Here is a 15,804-nt window from a genome sequence, read left to right as displayed (position 1 = left end):
GATGTCGTCCGCCATACTCCCGGTGGCGGACGCAAGCCGCGACACGCTGGTCGAGCCATCTGCGCTGCACGAAGACGCGACCGGCCGGCCGCCACTGCCACGGGCCGTGGTGGCCTTCGCCTTCCTGATGGTGGCGGAATTCTTCTACAGCTGGGCGTGGAACAGCGTCGACGTGCTGCGCCCCTTCATGCGCGAAACGCTCGGGCTGACGCTGACCCAGGCGGGGTCCGGCTATTCCGCGCAGGGTGCCGGCGCGCTGGTCGGCGCGGTGGTAATCGGGCAGCTGGCCGACCGGCTCGGACGGCGCGCAATGCTGGCGCTGGTGATGGTCGGCTATGGCGCGACGCTGATCGCGGGAAGCTTCGTCACCGGCTACCCGGCCTATCTGGCGCAGCGGGTGGTGCTGGGCTTGTTCATGGGTGGCATCTTCCCGATCGTCGTCGGGATCTATGTCGGCCTGTTCTCGCGCAGCGTGCGCGGCCGGCTGGCCAGCCTCATCAACGCGATCTTCTCCAGCGCGATCACCATGCTGGGGCTGGCGAGCGGCTGGGTGAACGGCGACTGGCGGACCTTGCTGCTCGCGGGGGGATTGCCGCCGATCCTGCTCGCCGGCCTCGCCTTCGTCCTCATCCCGAAATCGGCGGACGTGCGTGCACGTGTCACGGAGAAGACCGCGAGCCTGCCGGTGCTGGAACTGTTCGCCCCCGGCCTGCGCGGCCGCACCGTCCTGCTTGCGGCGCTGACCGGCCTCAATTTCTTCGGCTATCAGGCCTATAGCGGCTGGCTGTCGACCTATTTGCGCGACGTTCGGGGGCTGGATCCGACCGCGATGGGAAACCTGGTCGCATGGCAGTTCGGCGCCAATATCGTCGGCGGCTTCGTCTGGGGTTGGGCGGGCGACCGGTTCGGGCGGCGGTTCAACGCGCTCGGCTTTCTGGCGGCGGCGGCGGCGATCCTGTTGTACCTGCATGTTGAGACCGACGCGCTGCTGCTGGGTTCGATCGGCGTCGTCTATGGCTTCATGCTCTCTGCCAGCGTCATCTGGGGGCCGTGGCTGACCGAGCTGTTTCCCGCCCATCTGAAATCTACTGCGGCGTCGATCTTCAACTGGGGCCGTCTGGTCTCGTTCTTCGCGCCGCTGATTACCGGCACACTGGCGACCCGTTTCGGACTGGGTGTGACGATGGGGACGGCCGCCGCCGCCTTTACCGCCGCCGCTCTGATCTGGCTATGGCTGCCGGAAACGCACCCGAACCCGCTGCTGCCCGGACGGCGCGTCTAGCTTCGCGCCGCCGCGACCAGCGCCGCGGCGCCGGCAAGCATGAAGCCATGATCCGACCCCAGCAGGAACAGCGTCGCTCCGCGTGCCCGCCATTGGGGAATATCAGCCGTGCGCGCCAGGAACATGCCGACCGGCACGCCGTGGCGCTGTCCCGCCGCGCACACCGCCTCGACCGCGGCGACGACGCGTGGATCGTCCTGCGTCTCGACCCCATAGGCGACGGTCAGGTCGACGCGGCCGACAAACAGCGCGTCCAAGCCTGGCACTGCCGCGATCGCATCGATCGCATCGATCGCCTCCGGGTCCTCGATCTGCGCGATCACGACCGTCCGTTCGGCCGAGGCGGCCAGATGCGCGGCCATCGTTCGCGTCGTATAGCCAGCAGCGCGCGACGATCCGGCATAGCCTCGCCCGCCATGGCCATAGCGGCTCATCGCCACCAGCGCAGCCGCCTCCTCCGCCGACCGGATATGCGGCGCGACGATACCGGTCGCGCCGCAGTCGAGCGCATTCAGCACATGATCCGGGGTGACGGCAGGAATGCGCACCAGCACATCCATACCCCCTGCCCGCGCCGCCATGATGCAGCCGTCGATCGCCATCCGGTCGAACGGCGCATGTTCGGCGTCGAGGCACAAACAGTCGAGATCGGTCAGCGCCAGCACCTCGACAACGATCGGCGACGGCGTCTTCACGAACGTGCCGACAATCGCCTCGGCGGCGGCAAGCCGCTGCTTCAATTCGCTCATGCGCGCCACAGCCGCTCGCTGGCCCGCGCCGCGCCCTCGGCCAGCGTTGCGAGCTTAGCATAGACGATCTCGGGATCGACCGCGCCGAACCCTGCGAAAGTCGAGAAGCCGCAGTCGGTGCCGGCGATCACGCGGTCGCGCCCGACCAGATCGGCGAACTGCGCGATCCGCTGCGCCACCACCTCGGGATGCTCGATGAAGTTGGTGGTCGAATCGATTACGCCGGGGATCAGAACGCGATCGTCCGGGATAAGGACGGCAAGGTCTCGGAACGCTTGCCAATCATGCTGGTGGCGCGGGTTGGACGTTTCGAACAACAGGCCCTGCGGCTTTGCCTTCATCAGCACCGGCAGGATCGTCCGCATCTCGACGTCGCAATGATGCGGCCCTTCGTAATTGCCCCAGCAGACGTGCATGCGGACGCGATCGGCGGGCACGTTGCGCAGTGCGTAGTTGAGCACCTCAACATGGCGCGCGATCAGGACGAGATAATCGTCGTCGCTGCGGTCCTTGTACATCATGTGCCGGCCCAGCCCCAGATCGGGGCTGTCGAGTTGCAGGATATAGCCGGCCGCGACGATAGCCTCATATTCCGGCCGCATCGCCTCGGCCAGCGCCTCCAGATACGCGTCTTGCGAACCGTAATGGCGATCCGGCTGGAACAGCGCGATCACGCCGGGCGATGCGGCGTTCATGAAGCCGTCCGCGGGCCGGTGTGCCGCGATCGCGGCGTCAAAGCGGGCCAGATCCTCCCTCAGTGGCACCAGCGTCTTGGGCGCGATCGGCCCGACGCAGCATGGTCGGCGATAGGTCGGTGTACCGCCACTGGTCGCCTGGCGCTTCAGGAAGGAGGGGAAGGCTTCCAGATCGGCGGGCGGCGTACGCTCGCTGTCGCCGTCGAAGCCGGTGATGCGATCCTTGATGTACGTGGCGTACGAGATCTTGGCCATCTCGCCGTCCGATACCAGGTCGATGCCGCAGGCGACCTGCCGCGCGACGCACGCATCAACTGCTTCGGTCAACACCGCGTCGAAGCGCACGGCATCTACTGGTTCGCCCCGCTCATGCGCAAAGATCAGCTCGGTAACCTCCGCGCTGCGGGGAAGCGAGCCGACATGGGTCGTCAGGATATGGTCGGGCATGGCGGTGCTTTCGTTCGGGAAAAGGTCAGTCGGCGGTCCAGCCGCCATCGACGATCAGGCTGGTTCCCGTCACCATCGCGGATGCGTCGCAGGCGAGATACACGGCGGCACCCATCAGGTCCTCGACCTGGCCGAGCCGCCCGAGCTTGATCTTGGCGAGCACGCTCGCCTTGAACGCCGCATCCTCAAAAAAGGGGCGGGTCATCGGCGTCTCAATGAAGGTCGGCGCGATCGTGTTGGAGCGGATGCCATGCGGTGCCAGGTCAAGCGCGAAGGCTTTGCTCATTCCCTCCAGCGCCCATTTTGATGCGCAGTAGAGCGAGCGGTTGGGCCCGCCGACATGCCCCATCTGGCTGCCGATATGGATCAGCGACCCACGGATGCCTGCCGCCAGCATCGCCCGCACACAGGCTTGCGACACGAAGAAGGCTGCGCGAACGTTCAGGTCGAGCACCGCGTCGTAATCCGCCGCGGTAACCTCCTGCATCGGCTTGGGCCGGTTGGTGCCGGCATTGTTGACCAGCACGTCGAACGGGGCGGCGTTGTCGAAAAAGGCGGCGACCGCGGCCGCATCGCCGACGTCGAGCACCACCGCCCCGGCCCGTCCGCCGGATGCCCGGATCGCCGCCGCGCCCGCTTCGATCTCATCCGTCGTCCGGGCGGCGAGCACTAATTCCGCCCCCGCCTCCGCCAGCGCCGACGCGAGCGCCAGGCCGATGCCCCGCCCCGCGCCGGTAACCAGAGCGCGCCGACCGTCGAGCCGGAACGAGGGCGTCCGCGGCAGGATCACGCCGGTTCGGCGACCGGCTCGGCCCGGCCGGCATAAGGAACGTTGCGGCCGCCATAGCGGCGCACGCGGACATTGGCCTGCTCGCCGTGGCCGGCAAAGCCCTCCAGAGCGCACAGCCGGCTGCAATACTCGCCGATCATTGCCGACGCTGCGTCGCTGGTCACCCGCTGATAGGTGCAGGTCTTCAGGAACTTGCCCACCCAAAGTCCACCAGTATAGCGCGCCGCCTTCTTGGTCGGTAGCGTGTGGTTGGTCCCGATCACCTTGTCGCCATACGCCACGTTGGTGCGCGGGCCCAGGAACAGCGCACCGTAATTGGTCATGTTGGCCAGGAAGTAATCGGGTTCGCGGGTCATCACCTGGACATGCTCCGACGCGATCTCGTCGGCGATCTGCAGCATTTCCTCGTCGGAATCGGCGACGATCACCTCGCCATAGGTTTCCCACGCCTTGCGGGCATGGTCGGCGGTCGGCAGGATGGTCAGCAGTCGGTCGATCTCCGCCAAGGTTTCGCGCGCCAGCTTTTCCGAGGTGGTCAGCAGGATCGCCGGGCTGTCGGGCCCATGTTCTGCCTGGCCGAGCAGGTCGGTCGCGCAAAGCTCGCCATCGGCCCCGATCTCGTCGGCGATGACCAGCGTCTCGGTCGGACCCGCGAACAGGTCGATGCCGACGCGGCCGAACAGCTGGCGCTTGGCCTCCGCGACGAAGGCGTTGCCGGGACCGACCAGGATGTCGACCGGCGCGATCGACTGGGTACCGAGCCCCATCGCCGCCACCGCCTGGATACCGCCCAGGCAGTAGATCTCGTCCGCGCCCGCCATCGCCTGCGCCGCGACGATTGCAGGGGCAGGTGCGCCATTGAACGGCGGCGCACAGGTCGCCACCCGCTTCACGCCGGCGACCTTGGCGGTGATGACGCTCATGTGCGCGCTGGCGAGCAGCGGGTATTTGCCGCCGGGCACGTAGCAGCCGGCGGCGTTGAGTGGGATGTTCTTGTGGCCCAGCACCACGCCAGGCAGCGTCTCCACCTCGACATCGGTCATGCTGGCGCGCTGGATCTGCGCAAAGTTGCGCACCTGAGTCTGCGCAAACTCGATATCGCGCAGATCCTGCGGGTTGAGCTGATCGATGCACCCCTGGATTTCGGCATCGGTCAGGCGATAGGTGTCGCGGTCCCAGCGATCGAACTTGACCGAAAGCTCGCGCACTGCGGCGTCGCCGCGCGCCTCGATATCGGCGAGAATGCCCTCCACCGTGTCGCGAACCGACCGATTCTGCTCGACACGCGCGTCCTGTGCCAGGCCCCGCTTAAGATGGCGCACACTCGTCCTCCTCTTTGCATCCGAATGCAACATAGAACGAGGTTTTCTCTTTTGCAACGCGCCGACGTACGCCAAATGGGCGCGGTCAGTCGAAAGCGGATCACTGTCTACATCATTTCACTTTGGTCTGTGAGGCAGCTGCCCAAGACCCATATCGCCGCGCAGCGCCTCCAAGGCCTGGGCAAGGTCGGTGGCGGGGCTGCCGGCGTCGCAGTTCGTGTCCATGGCCTTGACGACTACAGCGCAATCCCGCGCGAACGCGAGAGGTCGAGACTGCGCTGGAGGCTCTGGGACAGCGATGGCCCATGCGCGACGTCGATCACCAACTCTTTCGTTCGGTTGCGGAGCAGCGACTCGACCTTATGCCACGCCCGCGCCGCCTGTTCGAATGTCATGACCGCTGCCGGCGCATCCTTGGCACCGGGGATCCTGTCCTGTCCGGGCGCCACCTTCGCCTCGGCACGCCGCAGCCGTGCAGCAGCAAGGCTGCGGCGGGATAGACGCCAAAGGCGAGCAGCTTCTCCTTGCCGGCAAACCAGTACTTGAAGCGCCACAGCTTCGAGCCGCTGGCGCGGACGAGCAGGTACAGCCCCTCGGCAAGCTTGTAATCCTTTGCGCGTTTTCGTGGCGTAACGGGCTTCGAGTTCCTTCAGGGCCATGGGGGTACTCCGGCGGTGATGCCGGGCAGTACCCCTGAAAACACCCCCGAATGCAAGCCGACCTCCTGGCATTCCGGGGGTGCGGATGGGACAAACGGAGGTGCCCTGAACCGGGCACAAGCCGCGGAGAAAAGGCACAAAAAAACCGCCGCAGGATGTCCCGGGCGGTTGTGGCATTCTGAGGTTTGGTTGCGGGGACAGGGTTTGGCCGCTGCAAAACTCGGATCGTTCTGCAGAAAGGAGGCTATTGGCTCTCAGTAAACGACATCCCACCATCATGACTGACAATTGAACGTGCCACCTATGTTACTCCACTGAAGGCGCCGCTTTCGCTAGGTTCAGCACCCGGACGGACATCTCCCGATGCGCTTTAGCCGACTGTGCGCGTCGCATACCGTCATCGAAGCGGACGGTAGCGGCAGTCATTCGGCGCCACGAAGCAGCAACTAAAGGGGCGGCACAAGTCAGCCTCGTGGATCGTCCGCGGACGCTATTCAGCGCCCGAAAACCGAAGCGGCCATCGGCTACCATCGACTGCGGACGCCGACCTTGAAGAAGCGACCGATAGGATCGAAGTTCAGAGGATTGCCGATTAACCGCAGCTGCCGGGGCTCATCCTTGTCGAACACATTGTTGATCGTTCCGTAGAACTCCCAACGATCCGCGCTGTCGCTGTCTTGTATCTTTATGCGCGCTGTCAGGTCGAGATAGAAACGATCATCGATCCTGTTGGTCGTAATGCTGTTCGGATTGTTGATGTCGTAGCCGTCGTCCTCCGGTCCGATCTTGGTCGAGTCGAGCATACCTTGCGGTATGTATCGGCCGTGGGCGGTCAGAGAGAATGCGCGTTGAGAGTATGTCAGGACGCCGTCAAGCTTATAGCGGGGAACACCTTGGACGTTCGTCACCGTTCCAGCGTTGCCCGTCACATTGTCCAGCTGCGTGATCAGCCCGGTACCGCCGGTGGTCGACAGATCAATGACGTAATTCACGTTACCCTGGAAGTCGATGTTCCCTGCACCGACCGGTAGGCGGTAGTCCACGACCAGTTCCACCCCCTTGGCGCGCAGCTGGTTCAGGTTCTGGAAGTTCGAGAAGACGGTGTTGATGGAGCCGTTCGGATTGAAGGACAGCAGATCGCACAACAGGTTCTGCGTACGACATGCGGTGGCGATCGCGGGACCCGTCAGCGAGTCGATCGCCCCGCTGACCCGGATGTTGTAATAGTCTGCGGACAGGTTGAAGCGCGGGACGAAGCGGGGCTTGAGTACGACGCCGGCGGTGAAGGTGTTTGCGCGTTCGAGCCGGAGGTCCGGGTTCCCACCGGTCACGACCAGCTGCTGCGTGGTGCTGCCGATGAAAGGATCCGGCAGGGGAATGACGTTGGTTGTCGAGTTCGGGCTCGATTCCGCGGGAGTTGGCGCGCGGATGTCGCGAGAGCGCGTAACGCGGAAGGTGATGTCGCTCACCGGCGTGTAGACGCCGCCCACCTTCCAAGTCGTCGCATTGCCGAAGCTGTTGTAGTGCGTCCGACGGACCGCGCCGTCGACGTCCAGGGATCTGCCGAGCGGCGAGTCCTTCAGCAGCGGAACTCCGACTTCGAGATATCCTTCCGTTACCGTCGTCTTGGTGAACGGCAGCGCCGAAGTCGTTGCGTTTATGTAATTGCCGGCCAGAGTGTTGGCGTCGGTACCGCCGACCGCCGTGTCCCGCCGATACTCGCCTCCGATCGCCACGTTGACGTCACCTGCCCATGTACTGAATGGAGAACCGCGCAGATTTGCGGCGATCACATGCTGCCGGTACCGACGATCCTGCGTGGCGGTGGCGAAGTAGGCGGCCTGCTGCTCCGGGGTGACCGGCTGCACGCCGAACAGGTTGAGCGGGATACAGCCATTACCGGGGTTCGACAGTGTCGTGCGGCACGCGATGCTGCCGATCGCCAGGCCCGAGTTGCCGCGGTTCGCCGCGGTGACCCGCACAGCGTCGATAGCGTTGTTCCAGAGCTTGAGACGCACGTTGCCGACGGTCACGTCGGAATCGACCCGGCCGTAGGTGTAATAGGCGTCCCAAGCCCAACCGTCGCCGAACGCACCCTTGATCGATACGGCGGCGCGATAGGTGTCGTTGACACTTCTGCCCTGCGACACGGCACCGAAGAGTGTGGCACCATGATTGACCAGCAGGCGCGTGATTGCGGGGTCGGCTGCCCGCACAGCAGCGACCGTGTCAGCCGACAGGTAAGGATTGTCCAGCCCGACGGAGGTAGAGTCGACCGGCGCGCCGGCCTGGGTCGGTCCGCCGACCACCCTTGAGTACAGCAACTCGGCCGAGACGGAGATCGTGTCGCTCAGCTCATAGTCCGCACGGGTGAGTGCCGAGTGGTGCCTCACCGGCACCAGCAGCGGAGTCGGACTGAAGCCGAGCAGGAAGGGCTGCGTGGGGTCGCCGCCGGGAACCTGCTGAAACGTGCCGCTTAGGAAATTGCCGAAAGCGTAGGGCACCAGGTTGCCCGCGGCGTCGAATTGCCGGTTGCGCAACGCGGCAGGGAGTGACGTCGCGCCCACGTTCAGCAGCTGCTGGCCAAGCGTGATCGTCGATCCTGGCGTCGCTCCCGGCTTCGTCGCTCCGGTGAGGATACCGTTCTCGTTGTACACGAACATCACGTCGTCGAGTACCAAGGTGGCCGGAAGACCGTTGGTGCTGGTGCGGGTTGCGGCATTGTACCCGGGATTGGCGACGTAGTTGGTGTATTTCCGACACCAGGACCGTTCCTCGCACGCGCCGATGCCGGTTTCTTTCTGATATTCTGCACCAAAGACGATGTGGCCGCGACCACCCGCGAAATCGGTGCCCGCCGCAGCGGCAAGGTAGGTCTGCCGTGCATCACCCCGCTGGCTGATGCCGCTGCTCGCCTCGGCCTTGATGCCGTTCAGCTTGCTATCGACGATCAGGTTGACCACGCCGGAGACGGCATTGGCTCCATAGGCTGCCGAAGCGCCGCCGGTGACGACCTCCGACCGCTGAATGAGGATGGAGGGGATGGCATTCAGGTCGACCGTGCTCTGATCGCTGCTGCCGATGAAGCGGCGTCCGTCCAGCAGGACCAGCGTGCGCGTCGCACCCAGGCCGCGTAGATCGAGCACCCGCCCGCCGATATTGCCGGATACCCGGAATGAGTTGTTCGCGGGTGTGTTGGTGGCCCTGAACGAGGGAATTTGGTTCAGCGCGTCGCCAATGTTGTTGATGCCGAGCTGCTGCAGGCGCTGCTCACCCACCACGTTGACCGGGGTCGGTGCGTCGTATCCGGCCCGAGCCAGACGTGAACCGGTGACGATGATGTCCGCCGACGCATCGCTGCCGGCCGGCTCCGCGCTGGCCGGCGGGGATGGGTCAGAAGCCGCGTTGCCGCTATCCTGCCCGGGATTGGCCGGGGTGGTACCGCCACCCACGGGAGCCTGTGGGCGGTCCTGCGCCTGAAGTGCAGCCGTCGCAGCAGTCGCGTCCTGCGGCATTCGGTCGGTCAGTCGGGTCGATCCCGATGCACTGGTCGGCACCTGCGTCAACGCGGTCATGGTCAGGACCATGACAGACGTCGAGCAGCGCATCTTCTGAGACATGTTGGTCATGGAACTCTCCCTAAGTCGGCCGACTGCCCTGACTCCACGTGGAAGTTCGGCGTCGATGCTCGTGTGTCTTTGCGGTTCGTTGCGCGCGTCGCGCCGAGTGCTCGGCAGAACGGAGGTGCTTCTGGCCTACCCGTCGGCCCACCGGAGCATCACACGGCGTCCAGTGTCGTGGAGCACCTTTCGACGCTCCTCGTCGTTCAGCATTCTGGTCGACGCTATCGCCCGCCCGATCATCTCGTTGTAGGAACCAGACGACGTGCCGATGTCGGATCCCCACATCACCTTGTCGGAGCCAAAGAAGTCGACGGCGCGACGCAGCACGGCCTCGGGAGCAACGCCCGCCTCGCGGATCACGTCCATGTTGAGCGACGTGAACTTGACAGAAATGTTCTTTCGCGTGGCGAACCCGGCGAACCGCTCGCCGATGCCGAAGTCCGGATCGGTGACCGTTGGCAGAAAGATGTGGTCGAGTACGATGCGCAGGTCCGGGTATCGATCCGCCATGTTTTCAATCACTGGGATGAGCACCTGCGCGCCCAGCGCGGGAGCTTCGATATCGACAACGAGATCGAGTTCGGCCGCCAACGCCCAGACCTGTTGAGCTGCCAGAGAGCTCAACCAGACGCTCTTGTCCTTCACGCCGACGCCGAAGAATCGAATGCCGACGATCCCGCGCTCGGCATAGGCGCGCACCATCTGCGGCGTCTCTGGCGATTGCGGATCGACGATGATGATCGCGCGCATTTGATCGGGGAACGCGTCTGCCGCATCGACGATGTAGCTGTTGTCCGTGCCGTAGATCATCCCCTTCTGCACGGCGGTAATGCCGACGACGTTTTCCTCCGCCATCCAAGCGTGCATCTGCTCGGCCGTCGGCTTCTCGTTGATCGGATCAGGTCCGTGCATGCCCCCCGGCTTGCCGATGGTGCCAGGCCCGAAGGGCGAGTTCGGCGGGGTGGCCCCGTCCGAACGCATCGGATTGCGCGGATAGCGCACGGGATCGTCGGAGATCAGGTGTGCATGTGCGTCGTAGATGCGGGGCCGTGCTAGCGCCGACGATCCTGCCTCTGGCGATAGTTCGGGAACGGGTGTGTCTTGCATATGCCTCTGCCTATCGAGTTGGAGATTGGGCCGGGGAGCGGGCGTTGCTCACCGCTCGCCCGACGCCGGGTGAGGTGACCTCATCACCTCGTTGAAATCGCGGAGTGCAGCGCCAGCCGCCTGCCGGAGGAAGCCGAGGTCGGAGGCGACCACCATCGCCTTCACGCCAAGGTCGATTAGCCACCGGGCTTCGTCGCCGGTCATCGTTTGAGTCAGGGCGGCGAGCGGCTTTCCGGCACGTCTGCATGCCTCGACGACCTTGGATACTGCCTCGTCGACGGTCGGTGCCGGACCGGTGGCGTTGCTCAGCGAGAGTCCGAGATCCCCGCGGCCGAGGAAGATCGCATCCACACCGTCGACGGCAACGATTTCGTCGATGGCGTCGAGCGCCTGGCGGTCCTCAATCATACAGATGACCGCGGCAGTCTCGTCCGAGAGGTCGAAGTTCCTGGCGCCGTTTCTACCGTACTCGCCACCCCGGCTCGCGCCGGCGCCTCGCGTGCCACCGCGATACCTTGCCCAAGAGACGACGCTGCGCGCCTTCTCGGCGGAGTCGACATGCGGCACCATGACCCCCATCGCGCCATCGTCGAGCACCGCCAAAATGCTGTTCGCGTCCGGGCGCGCAACCCGAACGACACCGGCGATTTGGAAGGCGCGGCAGGCCAGCAGCGCCGCGTCGAGCGTCCCCCGGTTCCAGGGAGCGTGCTCCTCATCGAGGATGACGAAGTCGAAGCCGTCCAGTCCCAGCACTTCAGTGTTCTGAGGAGCCGGCACTTTCATGAACGTTCCGATCATGGGCTCGCCCGCCTTGAGGCGCGCACGGAAACGACGGGGTTCGGGACGTGACGAAGACATGCTCATTCCTTCAGCTTTGCCCCTTGCGAGAGTGGTCGTGACCAGCGTTCCACAGCATCTCGGAGCCGATTCGAGTGATGGAGCGCCGGATCAGGACGGCGCGAACACGAACATCTTTTCATCGCCCGCCGTGTCGACGAACTGGACCTTCACGGGCATGTCGACTGCGATCACACCGGGATTGTCGGTGACGATGTTGGTCATGATCGTGGGGCCCTCTGTGAGGGTGACGAGCGCGAGCACGTAGTTCCCGTCGCGTGCGGTCACAGCGGTATAGGAGTAAATGCTGCCCGAGCCCGATGCTTCTATCCAAGAGCTCTCGGAAAGACAGAACGGGCAGAGGTCGCGCGGCTGGAAGAACGCTTCCTCGCAGACGTCGCATTTCTTGATGAGCAGCCTGCCCTCAAGGGCTGCATCGAAGAAGGGCGCGTTATCGGCATCGCGGACCGGCGAAGCATGCTTGAAGGTGTCGCCCATGTCAGATTGCCTCCAAGATCATCGTGCCACTGCTGTGGCGGGTCGCGAGTTGGGCACCCATGCCCTGCACCAGGGCAATGTCGCAGTTCGGAACCTGCACCGCGGGATGAGCTTCACGGCGCAGCTGGCGGACGGCCTCGAACACCTTGGTTGCGCCGCCGCGATTGTTGGGATGGTTGTTGCACAGACCGCCGCCATCGGTGTTGAACGGCAGCCTGCCCACGCCGGCGATGAGGTTGCCGTCAGAGACGAACCGGCCCCCTTCGCCCTTAGGGCAGAAGCCCAGATCCTCGAGCTGGAGCAGCACGGTGATGGTGAAGCTGTCGTAGATCGACGCGTATTTGACGTCGGCATGGGTCACCCCCGCGTCTGCGAAGGCGACTTTACCCGACTGGGCGGCTGCCGTGTTGGTGATGTCGACCCGCCCGCCCTTGTTGGTCTTGACGGATTCGCCTGCACCTCGAACGAGCACGCCGGGGCGGGAGAGTGAGCGGGCGATTTCGGGCCGCGCGACGATGATGGCACCGGCACCGTCGCTTACGACGCAGCAGTCGAGCAGATGAAGCGGATCGGCGACCATGCGGGAGGCGATCACGTCTTCGACAGTGACGACGTCGCGCAGCACCGCATTCGGATTATGCTGGGCATGGTGCGAGGCTGCGACCTTGATCCACGCAAGCTGCTCGCTGGTGGTGCCGTATTCATGCATGTGCCGTCGTGCGCAGAGTGCATATTGCGCGGGCGTGATGGGCCGATACGGCAGCTCGAACGCGCTTTCGGGCGTCGATCCCATGGTCGGTGGAGAACCGCCCAGCCCCGATCGCGGCATGCCCGCGAACGTTATGAGCACGACATCGCACTTGCCTGCCATGATGGCCTGTGTCGCGTGCGCCACGTGGTTGACGTAGGAGGAACCGCCCGTGTCAGTCGTTTCGGCGTAGCGTACGTCCAGCCCGAGATAGTCGATCATCGACAGCGGGCCGAGCCCCGGCGCCACGCTGTCGGTGATGTAGCCATCGACGTCGCCGCTGCTGAGCCCGGCATCGGCCAGCGCGCCGCGTGCGACCTCGGCATGCAGCTGTGCGAGCGTCCTGTTCACGATCTTCCGATCGGGATGTTCGTAGATGCCGACGATCTGCGCCTTGCCGTTGATGCTCATCGCACTGCCTCTCGTTGTATTCGCGGGGATAGTTGGGCCGACGAGGAGCCGCGATGCAGCTCCACCCCGGTCTTCGCCTGCAGTTCCTCGAAGCTGAGTCCGGGGGCAATTTCGAGCACCGTCATGCCCATCCGCCTGTCGACGTCGATGATGGCGAGGCTGGTATAGACCCGCGTCACGGCGCCGAGCGCAGTCAACGGATAGGTGCACTCCTCCACCAGCTTCGGCTCGCCCGACTTCGTGGTGTGTTCGGTGATGATCCAGACGCGCTTGGCGCCAACCACGAGATCCATCGCGCCACCAACCCCGGGAGCGACTCCGATGTCGTCGGTTGCCCAGTTGGCGAGATCACCTCTGCCCGACACTTGATACGCACCGAGCACGCACAGATCGAGATGCCCTCCGCGGATGAGAGCGAAGCTGTCGGCGTGATGCACCAGCGCGCCGCCTGGCTGGATGGTGACGTGCTGCTTGCCCGCGTTCACGATCCAGGGATCAAGTGATTTTGGAACGGGCTTGGGCCCCATCCCGATCAGGCCGTTCTCAGAGTGGAACATGACCTGCCGCCCGGCGGGAATGTAGTCGGAGACCAGAAGCGGGATGCCGATCCCGAGATTGACGTACCAGCCGTCCCGTATGTCCTCGGCGACGCGACGGGCCAGCTCGGTGCGGCTGAACGGCTTATAATTGTCAGGAGGATGCGACATGAGCTTCCCTCAGAAGGTCGGAGCGGCGACAGGAACGTGGACGATACGGTCGACGTAGATGCTGGGAGTGACGACGGTTTCGGGATCGATCTCGCCGGCTGCCACCAGATCGCTCGTCTGGGCGACGGTGAGCTCGGCCGCGGTCGCCATCACCGGATTGAAGTTCCGGCCGGTGCCCCGATAGGTGAGGTTGCCGACCGCATCGGCCGTCCACGCCTGCACCAAGGCGACGTCGGCGAACAACGGCAGCTCGAGCACTTGGCTGACGCCGTTGTATTCCCGGGTTTCCTTGCCTTCGCCGAGCCGCGTGCCGGCGCCCGTCGGCGTGAAGAAGGCGCCGATCCCCGCACCTGCGGCACGTATGCGCTCTGCAAGCGTCCCCTGTGGAACCAGCTCCAGTTCGATCCTGCTGTTCGCATAGAGCTCGCTGAAGAGGTTGCAGTCGGAACTGCGCGGAAAGCTGCAGATCATCTTGCGGACCTGCCCCCGTTCGAGCAGTCGCGAGACGGTGCGCCCCGGCGTCGTGCCCGCGCCGTTCATCACGAGCGTGAGATCCCGAACGCCGAGTTCGATGAGTGCCTCGACCAGCATGTCAGGTTGTCCGACAAGGCCGAAGCCGCCGATCATGACCTGGGCGCCGTTCTTCACGTCCGAGAGCGCCTCGGCGGCGGTCGCAACGATCTTGTTGTGCACGGACCCTCAGCTCCTTTCCGAATAGCTTCTCTGCGACCGTTGGGTCGTCTTGGTGCGTGCGCCCTGTAGTCGGATGGCATGGCCCGTAAGCCGGCGCGGCACGGGCCGGCGGGACAATGTAATCGTCTGCGAGGCGCCCGCCTCCGGCACGCGTCACCCGCCGCGGTCGGGCCGCCTTTAGGTGCCCGACCGCGTCCGACGATCAATCCTTCGCGGACAAATCGCATCCGGCCGAGGATTGTGAGCCTCGGCGGGGCGTCGCCTTGTTCAAGGCATCGGATAATCTTGCGCGTTCAAGACCCACCCAGGCTTCAGCGAGAAGTCGGCGCGCGGCGGGCTGAAGATGTCGATCAGCTGACAGGGAGGATCAGGCAGCGCCTGCGAGGTATGGATCGCTGGCGGCGGGATCACGGTCATCGACGGCGCCGAGCACCGGATCTTGGCATCGTCGCGCCAGATCGACTTGTTGCTCGTCCAAGGCCAACGAATGTAGTGCATGTAATCGCCATGCAGGGTCAACGAGCACTGCTCGAAGTCGTCATGGTAATGCGGCGACATCTTGTTCGGGTCACGCGGCACCATTGTCACGGCGAGAAGATTTATCATCAGGTTCGTCGATCGGTAGAGGCGGCCGAACCGTCCGGGCTCGTCGGGCGGATCCATTGGGTAGAGCCGGAGTCTGAAGCCTGCAGGCGGATCGGGCCAGGACTGGAACGGTGGAATGTTTGGATGCGGCTGCTCGTAGCTCCCCGCGTTGTAGGACTTCGTGCAAAGATCATTGGAAGCCGCGCTGAACAGACGCAGCACTCTTCCTCCCGCCTTGACGACGATGCTGCTGGTGCCGGGTGGTACGATCGCGAGCTTGTAGTTTACGTCAGCGGCGCTGCCGGCTTCGCTCTCGATGTCCGCTATGACTTCCTTGTCGGGAAAGAAGACCATGTACTCGTCGGGATGATTCTCGCGTCGCAAGACAGTGCCAGGTTCAGCTTCGGTGTACGAGAGAACAAAATTCTGACCACGGCCGTACCAGGTCCGATATCCTAGCCCCACCTCCGACGGTGGAACCTTGTGGAACTCAATCAACTCGGCGTCGGCATAATCGAGAACGGGAGCCTTGGCCTCATCCGTCGCAGCCGAACTCAGAGTGGATCGAGGATCATTAACGTCGTACATGACTCATCCTCCTGTTGTGCTCATTATGAACGCAACGGGATTGCTGTCAAGAATGATATTCGC

The 15,804-nt window shown here is 64.4% G+C and carries 14 protein-coding genes; 1 reads left to right on the top strand and 13 read right to left on the bottom strand.

The genetic code is table 11. From position 1 onward, the window contains the following. Window position 1: 1 nt before the first annotated feature. Entirely contained in the window at window positions 2–1,282 is a 1,281-nt protein-coding gene (locus ABC319_RS12785) for an MFS transporter (protein WP_413070592.1), read from the top strand. Here ABC319_RS12785 and ABC319_RS12780 read toward each other — a convergent pair. The 13 genes from ABC319_RS12780 to ABC319_RS12720 form a co-directional block, all read right to left on the bottom strand. Then, window positions 1,279–2,031, bottom strand: a complete 753-nt coding sequence (locus ABC319_RS12780; RefSeq protein WP_413070591.1) for an HpcH/HpaI aldolase family protein — start codon at window positions 2,029–2,031, stop codon at window positions 1,279–1,281. The two genes, ABC319_RS12785 and ABC319_RS12780, sit on opposite strands and share 4 nt — an antisense overlap. Further along, window positions 2,028–3,173, bottom strand: a complete 1,146-nt coding sequence (locus ABC319_RS12775) for a cobalamin-independent methionine synthase II family protein (RefSeq protein WP_413070590.1) — start codon at window positions 3,171–3,173, stop codon at window positions 2,028–2,030. The genes ABC319_RS12780 and ABC319_RS12775 overlap by 4 nt, the downstream gene beginning before the upstream one ends. Window positions 3,174–3,198: 25 nt before the next feature. Continuing rightward, window positions 3,199–3,963 (bottom strand): SDR family NAD(P)-dependent oxidoreductase, encoded by a 765-nt coding sequence (locus ABC319_RS12770; protein ID WP_413070589.1) that lies wholly within the window; start codon window positions 3,961–3,963, stop codon window positions 3,199–3,201. Next, the gene (gene hisD / locus ABC319_RS12765) at window positions 3,960–5,285 is read right to left on the bottom strand and encodes a histidinol dehydrogenase (protein ID WP_413070588.1); all 1,326 of its coding nucleotides are present in this window, start codon (window positions 5,283–5,285) and stop codon (window positions 3,960–3,962) included. The genes ABC319_RS12770 and hisD overlap by 4 nt, the downstream gene beginning before the upstream one ends. A 236-nt stretch (window positions 5,286–5,521) precedes the next feature. Beyond that, complete coding sequence (locus ABC319_RS19835) at window positions 5,522–5,944, bottom strand: hypothetical protein (RefSeq protein ID WP_459565470.1); 423 nt, start codon at window positions 5,942–5,944, stop codon at window positions 5,522–5,524. Window positions 5,945–6,468: 524 nt separating this feature from the next. Further along, the gene (locus ABC319_RS12755) at window positions 6,469–9,573 is read right to left on the bottom strand and encodes a TonB-dependent receptor domain-containing protein (RefSeq protein WP_413070587.1); all 3,105 of its coding nucleotides are present in this window, start codon (window positions 9,571–9,573) and stop codon (window positions 6,469–6,471) included. 126 nt (window positions 9,574–9,699) lie between these two features. After that, window positions 9,700–10,674 carry an amidohydrolase family protein gene (locus tag ABC319_RS12750; RefSeq protein ID WP_413070586.1) on the bottom strand — a complete coding sequence of 325 codons (975 nt, stop codon included), beginning with the start codon at window positions 10,672–10,674 and terminating at the stop codon, window positions 9,700–9,702. 48 nt (window positions 10,675–10,722) lie between these two features. Then, complete coding sequence (locus ABC319_RS12745; protein WP_413070585.1) at window positions 10,723–11,472, bottom strand: HpcH/HpaI aldolase family protein; 750 nt, start codon at window positions 11,470–11,472, stop codon at window positions 10,723–10,725. Window positions 11,473–11,622: 150 nt separating this feature from the next. Beyond that, on the bottom strand, window positions 11,623–12,009 hold the full coding sequence (locus ABC319_RS12740) for a Zn-ribbon domain-containing OB-fold protein (protein WP_413070584.1): 387 nt from the start codon (window positions 12,007–12,009) through the stop codon (window positions 11,623–11,625). Between the two features lies 1 nt (window position 12,010). Beyond that, window positions 12,011–13,168, bottom strand: coding sequence for a thiolase domain-containing protein (locus ABC319_RS12735; RefSeq protein ID WP_413070583.1), 1,158 nt, complete (start codon window positions 13,166–13,168; stop codon window positions 12,011–12,013). Then, window positions 13,165–13,875, bottom strand: a complete 711-nt coding sequence (locus ABC319_RS12730) for a 3-oxoacid CoA-transferase subunit B (RefSeq protein ID WP_413070582.1) — start codon at window positions 13,873–13,875, stop codon at window positions 13,165–13,167. The genes ABC319_RS12735 and ABC319_RS12730 overlap by 4 nt, the downstream gene beginning before the upstream one ends. Window positions 13,876–13,884: 9 nt before the next feature. Beyond that, window positions 13,885–14,568: a 3-oxoacid CoA-transferase subunit A gene (locus ABC319_RS12725; RefSeq protein ID WP_413070581.1), complete on the bottom strand. Its 684-nt coding sequence runs from the start codon at window positions 14,566–14,568 to the stop codon at window positions 13,885–13,887. Window positions 14,569–14,835: 267 nt separating this feature from the next. Further along, window positions 14,836–15,741, bottom strand: a complete 906-nt coding sequence (locus tag ABC319_RS12720) for a cupin domain-containing protein (RefSeq protein WP_413070580.1) — start codon at window positions 15,739–15,741, stop codon at window positions 14,836–14,838. Window positions 15,742–15,804: the final 63 nt, after the last annotated feature.

The sequence above is a fragment of the Sphingomonas phoenicis genome (assembly GCF_047238005.1).
Taxonomy (GTDB): Bacteria; Pseudomonadota; Alphaproteobacteria; order Sphingomonadales; family Sphingomonadaceae; genus Sphingomonas.
The sequence above is the reverse complement of the archived record's forward strand: the minus strand, read 5'-3'. Positions and strand labels throughout refer to the sequence as shown.

Excerpts from the sequence above, each read along its gene's own strand:
- ABC319_RS12740 (WP_413070584.1), bottom strand. The coding sequence starts at position 12,009 with ATGGGCGACACCTTCAAGCATGCTTCGCCGGTCCGCGATGCCGATAAC.
- ABC319_RS12755 (WP_413070587.1), bottom strand. The coding sequence starts at position 9,573 with ATGACCAACATGTCTCAGAAGATGCGCTGCTCGACGTCTGTCATGGTC.
- ABC319_RS19835 (WP_459565470.1), bottom strand. The coding sequence starts at position 5,944 with ATGGCCCTGAAGGAACTCGAAGCCCGTTACGCCACGAAAACGCGCAAA.
- ABC319_RS12785 (WP_413070592.1), top strand. The coding sequence starts at position 2 with ATGTCGTCCGCCATACTCCCGGTGGCGGACGCAAGCCGCGACACGCTG.
- ABC319_RS12750 (WP_413070586.1), bottom strand. The coding sequence starts at position 10,674 with ATGCAAGACACACCCGTTCCCGAACTATCGCCAGAGGCAGGATCGTCG.
- ABC319_RS12730 (WP_413070582.1), bottom strand. The coding sequence starts at position 13,875 with ATGTCGCATCCTCCTGACAATTATAAGCCGTTCAGCCGCACCGAGCTG.
- ABC319_RS12745 (WP_413070585.1), bottom strand. The coding sequence starts at position 11,472 with ATGATCGGAACGTTCATGAAAGTGCCGGCTCCTCAGAACACTGAAGTG.
- ABC319_RS12780 (WP_413070591.1), bottom strand. The coding sequence starts at position 2,031 with ATGAGCGAATTGAAGCAGCGGCTTGCCGCCGCCGAGGCGATTGTCGGC.
- ABC319_RS12720 (WP_413070580.1), bottom strand. The coding sequence starts at position 15,741 with ATGTACGACGTTAATGATCCTCGATCCACTCTGAGTTCGGCTGCGACG.
- ABC319_RS12735 (WP_413070583.1), bottom strand. The coding sequence starts at position 13,168 with ATGAGCATCAACGGCAAGGCGCAGATCGTCGGCATCTACGAACATCCC.
- ABC319_RS12775 (WP_413070590.1), bottom strand. The coding sequence starts at position 3,173 with ATGCCCGACCATATCCTGACGACCCATGTCGGCTCGCTTCCCCGCAGC.